This is a genomic window from Methanoculleus sp. 10 (assembly GCF_913757945.1).
Lineage (GTDB): Archaea > Halobacteriota > Methanomicrobia > Methanomicrobiales > Methanoculleaceae > Methanoculleus.
In genome coordinates, this window is sequence record NZ_CAJYDP010000005.1 from 226,739 (window position 1) to 238,084 (window position 11,346).

Consider the following 11,346-nt stretch of genomic DNA (forward strand, 5'->3'; position numbering starts at 1 on the left):
TGCCCTGCCGTGAGATTGATAAATTCATTTTTATACTATGACCGTAATCTTTCGCCCGGGGGAGAATGATGGAACACAGATTCCTGTGTCTTGTGTGCATCCTCATGGTGGCGCTCACGACGGGCGTGAGCGGGGCACCGGTGGTGAATCCCGCGGTGCAGGTGACGACAGACCGGAGTGACCAGATCACCCCGGCCATCGACGGCGACTGGCTCGTCTGGGTCGACGGGCGGCACGGCGGCGCTGATATCTACCTCTATGATTTCGCCGCCGGCAAGGAGACCCGGATCACCAATGGGACCGCTGTCGCGCTCTGGCCGGATATCTCGGGGAGCCGGATCGTCTGGCAAGATAACCGGTTGGGCGACCCTGAGATCTGGCTGTACGATGCGGCGGCAGGCAACGAGACCCGGATCACGAACGAGACCGGCGGCCAGGTCATGCCGGCGATCGACGGCGACCGGGTCGTCTGGCTTGACAGGAGAGCCGGGAACGCGGGCGGCGTCTACGCCATGAACCTGACGACCCGGGCGACGGTGCGGGTCTCTGCCGGCCCGGTGGAGGGGGATCCCCTGATCGTCTCGCCCGACGTCTCGGGGGGGACGATCGTCTGGGCGGACGGGCGCGGCGGGAACTACACGGTCTTTGTCAGCCGGGAGGGGGGAGAGCCCGTGCCGCTTGCAAACGGCAGCGCGCTGCAGGGGTTCCCGGCGGTCTCCGGCGACCGGGTCGTCTGGTCGGAGGTCCATAACGGGTCAGCATCGGTTGTCGTCCACAACCTTGCCACGGGCGAGGAGGAGCGGGTCAGCGCCGGGCCGCCGGGGGTAGCCGCCTACCCTGACATCTCCGGAAACCTGGTCGTCTGGCAGAACGTCACGGGCCGGGATACCGACGACGTCTACCTGCTCGACCTTGCCGCCGGTGAGACACGGCGGATCACCGGCGACAACGCATCGCAGTACCTCCCGCGGGTATCAGGCAACCGGGTTGTCTGGATGGGTAACCGGTCAGGGGACTGGGATATCTATCTTCTCACCCTCGGAAACGCAAGTCGGTACACCTTCGGTATGGGCGATAACGGGCAGAACGTCACCGTCCCGGTGAAGAGCGAGGTTGTCATCAGCCTTGCCGAGAACCCGACCACCGGCTACACCTGGAACGCAACGGTATCGCCGGGGCTCACCGTCACCGCCGACCGCTACGCGCAGAACATGACAGCGGAGGGGATGCTCGGCGCCGGCGGTCTCCACACCTGGACGCTCGTGCCTGAAAAGTCCGGGATATTCACGTTCTCGGCGGTCTACCGGCGGCCCTGGGAGAACCTGACCGGGGCCGAAGAGCGGTTTGATCTCACTATAACAGCCGTGAACGGAGCAGGGTGAGGAAAAAGAGGCTCCGGCGTCCGGGGGTTTCGGGGGATCGCGCTACTTGCCGGGCTGATGGAGGCATGGAAGCCCCGGGGGCCTTGGTCTGCGGCATAACCGGGCCGGTTCATGGTGCGGCATACCGTTAATGCTATGGAGGAGTTCAGCCGGAAAAAATGGTATGCCTGATCGAGGCCATCCCGGCACACCCCTCCCGGTCGCGAGAGAGCGACACCCCGAGGCCAGCTCCCTGCTGCATTACGTGAGAACCCTCCGGGCCGTGTTGTTCCTCGATCGTCTGATGCTTTTCACGATCTCATCCATAACTGAAACTTCCGGGATCAAATGTATGCGCATACCACTCTCCAAACCGATCCATCTGGCTGCCCTGCCAGTTGACTGCCTGTTTATACCCTGCAAGGTGCTGGCTGTCAGAGTATTCCGACCCGCGGAGTATCGTGAGTATCGGCGCTTCACCCAGATACGGTGAATCTACAACGACGTACCATTCAGCAGGATTGCGCACCTGCACCACGTAGCCCCAGCTGGTCACCCCCCGGGCACTTAACTCCGGGTAGTAGGAGAAACCAGAACCCAGCATATAGTTTGAGTAATCCCCGGGTCCCATCGTGTAGATGTTCACCGGAACAGATGAACTTACGGCGACGTATACCTCGTCACCGGAAAGAAGGAATAGTGCAGGGGGCAGCGTCCCCGGCATGACCATGCCGTTGTAGATCTGTGTGACATAGGCATGCTGGTATACAAACGGAGAGGGGTATGAGAATGGAGAGGGTTGCTGTTGTTGTACCGGTCCGAATGGCAGGTACGCCATCGCACCGGGTACAAGGCTGATGAGGAGGATTAACCCGAGCATATAGACTTTTCTCATCCGGATCGTCTCCAGGAACTTCGGTTCCCTACGACATCTTGCCATACGGCGCACCCGCAACCCTGCCTGATGACCATATATACTTTTGTCAGGCCGGGACACAAGCCCCGTGACTGCCACAAATTGGAGTTGTTTTCTCCTGGTGTTTATGGGCAGCTGCCCCGTTTTTCTGATTGCGTCCCTGCCTGCTGTATGAACATGGCCGCCCTGGGATTTTCATCGGGTATGCCTGTGGCCGCACGACCATGTGGTTTTGCTGGAATCGCCTGACCACCTGGGAGGGGGTAGTAAGCGCCGGCAGAGCCTATACGGTTGATTGTGCCCGGAGATCCAGGTCATGGCTGTCTCCGGGCGGCCCTGGGAGAACCTGACCGGGGCTGAAGAGCGGTTTAACCTCACCATAACGACGGGAGACCGGGCGGGGTGATGCCTCACCCGGTGCGGCCCGGCCCCGGGCTACCTATATATAGTGGGGTCGCTATCGGGCTGCAGCGTGGGGGTGGTGGGTCAGGATGCGCACCCCGTTGAGGGTCCTTCCCCGCTGTATCTGCCCTGTTCACCGATATTCCCGGGGGTGCGCAGCGCCCCTCCACCGGCCATACCACCGACTTCACCATTCTACGCCGTAAGGGGAACCTGGACGCATACGCCCTCATGCCGGAGCCTCGCCCCCGCACGAGGGCCGGCGAGGTTTGTACGTTATCAGGAGGTATCAGTATGAAACGGTTCATACGTATAACGGCAGTTGCTGCTGTTCTGGTCATCGCCGTTCTGCTTGTCGCAGGCGTGGCCTCAGCGCAACTCTTCCCGCCGGGTCCGGGACCGACCCAGACCATACCGGGTCCGGGACCGACCCAGACCATACCGGGTCCGGGACCGGGTCCGTCCGGGGCGACGGCGATCACAAGCGGGCCGGGGGATAAGGGGTTCCCTGCAATCTCGGGCAACACCATTGTCTGGCTTGACAACAGCACCATGTCGGTGCAGGTCTACGATGCTGCATCCGGGCGGAGCATGACGGTCTCGGGGAACAACACCTATGCGGTGGTGTCCATGCGACAGGTGGATGTTTCAGGAAACTACGTCGTCTGGACCGGCGTGAGCGCCGCGACGATGTCGTCCGAGATCTACCTCTACGATACTGCGAGGGGTTCGGTGACTCCGCTCACGAACGATCAGGCCTACCAGATGTCGCCGTCCATATCGGGAGACACCATCTGCTGGAACGAGATCGACATGGCGACCGGGAAAGGCAAGGTCTACGTGTATGGTATCGCTGCCCGGCAGGGCGGTTCGCTGGTCAGTGAGAATGCGTCGGGCGAGTCTGCGCCCAACCAGCTCTTCCCGGCCGTCGGCGGGGATACCCTCGCCTGGTTCGACGACGGCGGGAATGTGAGCGGCCACCTTGACCTCACCTGGCTCTCCCTGTCCACCGGGGATTCGGTGACGTTTGAGTCGTCAAGCAACCCGGTCAGCCCCCCCGCGGTTTCAAGCGATGGGAGACTGATCGCCTGGGTCGCTGAGAAGAACGGGACGCCCCTCCTGTTCATGGCGGATACCGTTGCACTCAAGGTAGGACGGGTCACCGATACCGGGGCCATGCCGGCCAATCCCGCCGTCGACGGCAACTATATCGTCTGGACCGACTACCGGAACGGGAACGGCGATATCTATCTCTTCGATGTCCGGAGCGGACAGGAGAGGCAGATCACGTCCGATAGCGCCGAACAGATGTTCCCGGATATATCCAGCGGCAGGATAGTCTGGATGGGCAACAACGAAGGGGCCTGGAACATCTACTCTGCCAGCGTCGGCGGGGGAGCGCAACCGACGATGATGCCGACCTACGCACCGACGGGATACCCCACCTATGCACCGACGGGATATCCAACTTACGCACCGACCGGGTATCCGACCTATGCACCGACGGGATACCCCACTTACGGGCCGCGCTACTCCGGCCTGGTCGGGGGTGCGGGGAATGCGTCGCCCGTGATCGAGATGAACTCCAGCGCCTTTGCGAACGGCACATCGATCCCCATCCAGTATACGTGTGACGGAGACAACGTATCGCCCCCGCTCTCCTGGAGCGGTGTGCCTGAGGAGACGGAGAGCCTTGCCCTGATCGTGGACGACCCCGACGCGCCGGGAGGGAACTTCACCCACTGGGTCATCTACAACATCTCCCCGGAAGAGAGCGGCCTTGCGGAAGGGCTGCCCCGTGAGCGGGACCTCCCCGGGGGCATGCACCAGGGGAAGAACAGTTTCGGCACCATTGGCTACGGCGGGCCGTGCCCTCCCCCGGGTCCGGCGCACCACTACATCTTCCACCTCTATGCCCTCAACGGGACGCCGGACCTTCCGGCAACCGTCGACCGGGCGGTCCTTGAGGCGGAGATGCAGGACTACATCATCGGGGAAGGAGTGCTCGTAGGGACCTACGGCCGCTGACCGCCGCTACCGGCCTCAAGGCCGGTATGGGGACCATATACGCCGGGAAGAGGGGCTACCCGGGGGAACCCCTGCAGCCCCTCTCGATCGGGAGGGGGCCAGGCGGCCTTCCTCCCCGGAAATCCCGGCAGGAGAGGTTCAGGAGGCCTCGCGAGCCCGCCCGACCAGCGCCCGGGCCGCCGCAGCGGCCCCCCGGACGATCTCCTCCTCGCCCGGCACCGTCCGCTCGTGCATCAGGACCCGGCCCTGGCAGAGGACGGTCATGACCGCGCCGCCGTTGCAGGCGTAGACGAGGTTTGAGTCGGCGTGATGGAGGGGGGTGTTGCAGGCCGCCCGGGCGTCGAGGAGGACGATGTCGGCCGGCGCGCCCGCGGTCAGGGTCCCGGGACCGGTGCCGAGCGCCCGGGCGCCTGCCGCGGTCGCCATCGCGACCGCCTCGCCTGCGGGGAGCAGGGTCGGCGAGTTCCAGGCGAACTTCTGCAGGAGGGCGGCGAACTTCATCTCCTCCAGAAGATCGAGGTTGTTGTTCGAGGCGCAGCCGTCGGTCCCGAGGCAGACGTTCGCCCCGTACTGCTTCAGCCAGCGGTAGGGCATGGCCCGGTTGACGGCGAGCTTCATGTTGCTTGCCGGGTTGTGGGAAGCAGAGACGCCCCGTTCGCCGAGGAGCCGGCACTCGGCCTCGTCGAGCCAGCAGCAGTGCGCGGCGACGGTCCGGGGGGTGAGGCACCCGCACTCGTCGAGGAGGACCGCCGGGCGTTTGCCGAACTCTGCGACGCAGTCGACGACCTCTTTCTCGGTCTCGGAGAGATGGACGTGGATGCCGATCCCCTGCTCTTCTGCGAAGGTGGCGCACCAGCGGAGGCCTTCGGGGGAGACGGTGTAGACCGAGTGGGGGCCGACGGCCGCCCTGATCCGCGGGTTGTCGAGGGATTTCACGTGGGCGACGAGGGCTTCCGTCGCTCTTATCTCGGCCTCCCGCTTCTCCTCCATCCCGAGGTCGATGAACCCGTAGGCGAGGGTCGCCCGGAGACCCATATCGTCGACCGCCTGCGCCGCCCGGTCCATGAAGAAGTACATGTCGTTGAACGCGACCGTGCCGCTCTTGATCATCTCAAGGCAGGCGAGTTTCGTGCCGGCGTAGACATCGTCGCCGGAGAGGTGGGCTTCGAGCGGCCAGATCTTCTGCGAGAGCCATTCCTGCAGCGGCATGTCGTCCCCGTAGCCCCGGAGCAGGGTCATCGCAGCGTGGGTGTGGGTGTTGACCAGGCCCGGGACGGCAAGCCGGTCGGAACCGTCGATGACGACATCGGCGTCATACTCGCGCCGGATGCCCTCCCCGATCCCCGCAATCGTCCCTGTCTCGTCGATAGCGATGTCCACAGTCGATCCGTTGATGGTGGCCCCGGCGATCAGCACCGAGCCCCGGGCGGTGAATATGTCGTTCATGCAAGACGCTCCACAATACTCTCTAGAATCTTCTCGGTCCTCCGGCAGTTCGCCCGGGAGGTCTCAAGGATATGTTCGTAGGTCAGGGTCTCTTCCCCAAGGCCGTTCGCGTAGTTGTCCACGGTGCATATGGCGGCAAACCGCATCCCGAGCTCGAGGGCGAGCGTCGCCTCGCTCGCGACTGTCATGCCGACGATGTCTGCGACGTGCGCGAGCGCTTTGACCTCGGCGACCGTCTCGATCCGCGGTCCCCGGGTCTGGGCATAGACGCCGCCCATCCGGGCCTCCGGCACCAGTTCCCCAAGAATGCGGACGAGGTCCGCGTCCAGTTCGGGCCGTATGTGGTCGATGGTGCACTCGTGGACGGACGGTATGTCGGTGACGCTGAGGTAGTCGGTGGGGATGACGATCGAGCCCGGCGGGATCCCGGGTTTCAGGGAGCCGGCGGAGCCGAACGCGACGATCGTATCCACCCCGAGGATGGCGAGCGCGGCGAGGCACGCCCGGTAGTTGATGCGGTGCGGGGGGAGGTTGTGCTGGTGGCGCAGGAGGAGCGCGAAGGCTCCGGTGTGGACCTCGGCCTTCCCGTAGGGCGTGGCGACGGTCTTCTTCTCGAGCGGCGGGAGGTCGGCAAAGAGGAGGCTTGTGCCCCCGATGATCCCGAGCACTATACGCACCCCGCCCGGCGGTGCACGCCCTCCCGGCGGGCCGGGGGGGCCGTAGCGGCATACGCTCGTCCGTGTGACATGCTGTGTAGAGGGTTGGTGTCCGACCGGAAAATTCCATCTATATGATGCTGCAGGATCGGTTCGTAAGGGTTTACACCTCCGGCGACAACCGGAATGGTCATGGGCAGGTTTGAGATTGTCGGGGAGGACGCCATCCGGGACGGGCGGTGCACGGATATCTACTTCCGGCGCGTCGTGGATGTCATGGAGAAGGACGGCGTCAACCCTCGTGTCACGATGGAGGTGACGGCGGCAGGGCTCCCGGACCCGTGGGGGGTCTTCTGCGGCCTTGACGACGTTGTCCGATTGCTGGAAGGTGTCCCGGTGGACGTGGACGCGATGCCGGAGGGATCGGTCTTCTCCGCGAACGAGCCGGTCCTCCGGGTGTCGGGGCGCTACCGGGACTTTGCGGTCTACGAGACGGCGATCCTCGGGTTCCTCTGCCACGCATCGGGGGTGGCGTCCGCGGCCGCCCACATCAAATTGGTCGCGCGGGACCGCCCGGTCTTCTCCTTCGGCTCCCGCCGCCAGCACCCGGCGATCGCGGCGATGATCGAGCGGGCGGCCTGGATCGGCGGGGTGGACGCTGCGAGCAACACCTGTGCGCCGGAGGGAATCCCGCTCGCGGGGACGATGCCGCACGCGTTTGTGATGTGCTATCCGCGGCCTGAGGATGCCTGGTGCGCGTTTGCGCGGGGAGCAGGCCCGGAGGTCCCCCGGATCATGCTCGCCGATACCCTCTCTGACGAGAAGGTCGAGGCGGTCAGGGCGGCGGAGTGCGGGGCGACGGCCGTCCGGCTGGACACGCCGCGGTCCCGGCGGGGGGATATGCGGGCGATCGTCGAGGAGGTGCGCTGGGAACTCGACGTCCACGGCTACCCGGACGTGAAGATCTTCCTCTCGGGCGGCCTTTCGCGCGCAGACGTCGTCGCCTACCGGGACGTCGCCGACGCCTTCGGGGTCGGGGGGGCGATTGCAAACGCGCCGGTGATCGACTTCGCGCTGGACATCGTCGAGATCGAAGGACGGCCCTACGCAAAGCGCGGGAAGCGCAGCGGCGTTAAACAGGTCTACGAGACGGCCGGCGGCCGCCGCGTCACGCTCCCCCTCCACGCCCCCGCGCCGGAGGGTGCGGTGCCGCTCCTCTTGCCCTGCATCAGGAAGGGCGCCGTCGTCGCGCGGCCGAACATGCAGGATGCGCGGGAGCGGGTGTTATCCCGGCTTTCGGGTCTTGCTCGCGAGGGATAAGGGAGCGGCCGGCCCCAATCCTTTTTAAGTGATCACGATCAACATTGTAGGGTAACAGGGGCCGATAGATCAGGGGGAGATTGCTTCCTTGGCATGGAAGAGGCCGCGGGTTCAATTCCCGCTCGGTCCATCTTGTTCTTTTGAACGTGTTTGTGAGTTGCATCTTACCGTACCGCAAGGCGCTTCTATCAACTGTTCCAGCACTTCTCTTGCTCCCGGATAACGAGCGCCTCCGCCCCCAGGGTCGCCTGCTGTCGCGGTCCACTGTTATTCTTCCGGTCTCCTGTCCAGGTGCCGCTCGCGTATATACCGGCATAGAGATGGTGCCGGCTCCCCGGGGAGCAGGCCGACCCGAGGAATAACGAATCCGTTATATAACAGATTCGTTATATAACTGATCTATCAGGTGTCGTACATGCTGCCCGTAGGAAGCCCCGCAACAGGAGATGACTTCGTCGACCGCGAGCGCGAGACCGCGTTCATCCTGAACACCATCAAGAACGACCACGTCATGCTCGTCGCACCCCGGCGGTTCGGCAAGACCTCGATCATGCGAAAGATCGAGAGAGACCTTGCAAGCAAACGCCAGTCGTGTGTATTTCTTGAGGTCGAGAGCGTCAACTCGCCGGGGGAGTTCATCACCGATCTCGTCACGGCGCTCGTCGAGTGCGAGGGAGCGAGTGTCAAGGCCCGGATCTCCTCGGCGCTCGGCAAGGCGTTTGCCCTGGTGCAGGAGAATATCGACGAGATCGAGACCCCGGCCTTCAGGGCAAAACTCCGGGGCCGCCTCCGAGCGGAGTTCTCAGACGACTGGCACGAGAAGGCAAAGAAGGTGGACGAGATCTTTGCAGGGCTCACCGGGCCGGTCTGCATCATCCTCGACGAGTTTCCGGTTGCCATACAGAATATGGAGGAGGCCGAGGCGAGGAAGTTCCTGCTGTGGTTCCGGCGGCTGCGGCAGGTCTCGCCCGGGGTGAGGTTCATCGTCGGGGGCTCGGTCAGCATCGACCATGTCGTCTACCATATCGGCGGAACCCCGGTCATAAACGACTTCCGGAGAGTCACCATCGGCGGATTCGGAGAAGGAGTCGCACTCTCCGTCGTCGAACGTGTCTTCCGGGAGGAAGGGTGGGAGTATTCTCCGGAGATCGGGCGAGCGGTTCTCGACTGCGTGGGCGAGCCCTACATCCCCTACTTCATCATGATCGTCCTCTCCGGCCTGAAGGAAGAGGTGGAGATCTCCGGAGGGGCGCCCTCCCCGGCGCTGGTCGAGAGGGTCTACAACAGGAGGATCCTCGGCAGCGAGGGGCGCCACTACTTTGAGCACTACTCGCGCCGTCTCCAGACGACCTACTCCGGGCAGGAAGCGAAGGCTGCCCGCGCCATCCTGAGCAGGGTGAGTCTCGCGGAGTCCCTGCCCGCGGGTATTGCCTACGAGATCTTTCGGCAGAGCACCGGATCGGAGAGCGAGGATGCGTTTCGAGCGCTGCTGGCACAGCTGAACCACGACTTCTACGTCGCCTCGGAAACTCCCGGCGAGTTGCGGTTCTATTCGAAGATGCTCCGGGACTGGTGGAGGATCTATTATGCCGGCACCTGGTAGGTGTTACCGCTACTTCCCCGCGGCCCAGGACAGGGAAACGCTCGAGCACCTTCTTGTCGGCCGGCAGGAACTCCTGGAGAGTTTGTTCAACGAAGCGGATCGGGCATCCGCGAGCAAAACGCCGCGATTCTTCCTCCTGGTCGGGGGCCGGGGCGCCGGGAAGTCTCACCTGATGAGCCTGCTTTATCGGAGGATACGCGACGAACTCTCCGACCGGATGATCCCCGTACATCTTGCAGGGGAGGAGTACTCGATGTTCAGGGCGTCCGACTTCTTTCTCCGGGTGCTCGCGGGGATGGGGGTCGAGACACGGGACGTGACCGCACTCGAGGACGACCTGCTGGTCCGCGAGGCCGCGGTCGAGAGGATCACCGCATCGGCCGGGGAGAGGCAGGTCGTGGTATTCGTCGAGAACATCCACGAGATATTTGGCCAGATGGACAGGCGCGAAGTCCGGGCGCTGCGGTCGGTCTTCCAGCGGACAGATGATCTCTCGGTCATTGCGTCGGCGCCGTCGCTCTTCCCCGGGGTCCTCGACCACGACGAGCCCTTCTACAACTTCTTCCGGGTCTTTCACCTCCGGGAGCTCGACTGCGCCGAATCAAAAGACCTCATGCGGAGGGTCGCGGAGGTCGACGGCGATACCGCCTTCATCGAGAACTTCGGTGACTACGAGCCCGGTATCGAGGCCCTCTGGCACCTCGTCGGCGGCAACCCGGGGCTGGTGGTCCGGCTGTACGAGATCCTCTCGCAGTGCGGGGCAGGCAAGGTGGCGGAGGCCTTCTTCAGGCTGGCGGACGAGCAGACGCCCTACTACCAGGAGGTGTTCCGGAGGCTTCCGGGGCAGCGGCGGCTCATCCTCGATACGATCCTCGCCGCAGAGACCCCGCTCACCCCGAAAGACGTCGCAGAGCGCGCCCGGCTGAACCTCGCGACGGTGAACGCGCAGCTCCGGAGGCTGGAGGCCGAGGGCTACGTCGTCTCGCGCCCGATGAAGAAGAGGACAACCTATGAGGCCCGGGATAGGCTTTTCGGGCTATGGCGGGCGATGCGGATGCAGGCCGGCCGTGACCGGGTGTTTGCCCTCATCAGGTTTCTTGAGGCCTGGCATGAGCAGCCGGTGGCCGTTGATACAACGCACCAGGGGGCATCGGGCGTTATGGAAGGCGTTGCCCTGCCGGACCGGGTCGCGGTCAGGAGGCGGGAGGATGCACTGGCGGCGCTGCAGGAGGCCGGGGGACAGCTCCACGACCCTGACCGGCTAGCGCGGTTCGTGCAGCTCGCGCTCGATCTCGCGCGGGAGGAGCTGCTGGCCGGGAACCGGGCAAACGGCCTCTCGCTGATCCGGGCGGCGTATGCGCACGCGGGCCGCCTGGACCCGGCAACGGCACGGAGGATGACGGCAGGGTTCCTGAAGCGGCTCGCAAGGAAGGGGGAGGTCTCCGCGGTCGGGAGCGCCGTCCGCGAGATCGTTCTGTCCGGGGGCGCCGGGTGGGAAGGGTTCTTGAAGCCGGTCGCGGATGCCGTGGCGATCGTCGAGGCGAAGGATACGAGGCTGTATTATACGAGGCTGCAGCCGGAGGAGCGGGCGGTCGTTGCCGGGATCGTCCGGGT

Annotated in this window: 8 protein-coding genes and 1 tRNA gene; 6 read left to right on the forward strand and 3 right to left on the reverse strand. The window is 64.4% G+C overall.

Translation table 11 applies throughout. The features are described from left to right. Window positions 1–65: 65 nt before the first annotated feature. Window positions 66–1,382 carry a protease inhibitor I42 family protein gene (locus QZ408_RS07845; RefSeq protein ID WP_292490704.1) on the forward strand — a complete coding sequence of 439 codons (1,317 nt, stop codon included), beginning with the start codon at window positions 66–68 and terminating at the stop codon, window positions 1,380–1,382. 298 nt (window positions 1,383–1,680) lie between these two features. Here the strand turns inward: QZ408_RS07845 and QZ408_RS07850 are convergent, their stop codons facing one another. Then, complete coding sequence (locus QZ408_RS07850) at window positions 1,681–2,256, reverse strand: hypothetical protein (RefSeq protein WP_292490705.1); 576 nt, start codon at window positions 2,254–2,256, stop codon at window positions 1,681–1,683. A 717-nt stretch (window positions 2,257–2,973) separates the two neighbouring features. Here QZ408_RS07850 and QZ408_RS07855 point away from each other — a divergent pair. After that, window positions 2,974–4,707, forward strand: coding sequence for a YbhB/YbcL family Raf kinase inhibitor-like protein (locus QZ408_RS07855; RefSeq protein ID WP_292490706.1), 1,734 nt, complete (start codon window positions 2,974–2,976; stop codon window positions 4,705–4,707). Between the two features lie 138 nt (window positions 4,708–4,845). Here QZ408_RS07855 and QZ408_RS07860 read toward each other — a convergent pair whose 3' ends face one another. After that, a complete protein-coding gene (locus QZ408_RS07860) occupies window positions 4,846–6,153 on the reverse strand; it encodes an amidohydrolase family protein (protein WP_292490707.1) in 1,308 nt (435 codons plus the stop codon). After that, window positions 6,150–6,821 (reverse strand): MTAP family purine nucleoside phosphorylase, encoded by a 672-nt coding sequence (locus QZ408_RS07865; protein ID WP_292490709.1) that lies wholly within the window; start codon window positions 6,819–6,821, stop codon window positions 6,150–6,152. The genes QZ408_RS07860 and QZ408_RS07865 overlap by 4 nt, the downstream gene beginning before the upstream one ends. Before the next feature lie 180 nt (window positions 6,822–7,001). Between QZ408_RS07865 and QZ408_RS07870 the strand changes: the two genes are divergently transcribed. The 4 genes from QZ408_RS07870 to QZ408_RS07885 form a co-directional block, all read left to right on the forward strand. Further along, window positions 7,002–8,129, forward strand: a complete 1,128-nt coding sequence (locus QZ408_RS07870) for a nicotinate phosphoribosyltransferase (RefSeq protein WP_292490710.1) — start codon at window positions 7,002–7,004, stop codon at window positions 8,127–8,129. A gap of 58 nt (window positions 8,130–8,187) precedes the next feature. Further along, window positions 8,188–8,259: transfer RNA gene (locus QZ408_RS07875), tRNA-Ala, on the forward strand. 285 nt (window positions 8,260–8,544) lie between these two features. Then, on the forward strand, window positions 8,545–9,732 hold the full coding sequence (locus QZ408_RS07880) for a hypothetical protein (protein WP_292490712.1): 1,188 nt from the start codon (window positions 8,545–8,547) through the stop codon (window positions 9,730–9,732). After that, window positions 9,716–11,346: AAA family ATPase (locus QZ408_RS07885; protein WP_292490714.1), on the forward strand; the 1,631-nt coding region annotated here is incomplete at its 3' end. The genes QZ408_RS07880 and QZ408_RS07885, both read left to right, overlap by 17 nt.

Bases quoted from the DNA above. Each gene is read 5' to 3' on its own strand.
- QZ408_RS07860 (WP_292490707.1), bottom strand. From the start codon at position 6,153: ATGAACGACATATTCACCGCCCGGGGCTCGGTGCTGATCGCCGGGGCC.
- QZ408_RS07845 (WP_292490704.1), top strand. From the start codon at position 66: ATGATGGAACACAGATTCCTGTGTCTTGTGTGCATCCTCATGGTGGCG.
- QZ408_RS07870 (WP_292490710.1), top strand. From the start codon at position 7,002: ATGGGCAGGTTTGAGATTGTCGGGGAGGACGCCATCCGGGACGGGCGG.
- QZ408_RS07855 (WP_292490706.1), top strand. From the start codon at position 2,974: ATGAAACGGTTCATACGTATAACGGCAGTTGCTGCTGTTCTGGTCATC.
- QZ408_RS07850 (WP_292490705.1), bottom strand. From the start codon at position 2,256: ATGAGAAAAGTCTATATGCTCGGGTTAATCCTCCTCATCAGCCTTGTA.
- QZ408_RS07880 (WP_292490712.1), top strand. From the start codon at position 8,545: ATGCTGCCCGTAGGAAGCCCCGCAACAGGAGATGACTTCGTCGACCGC.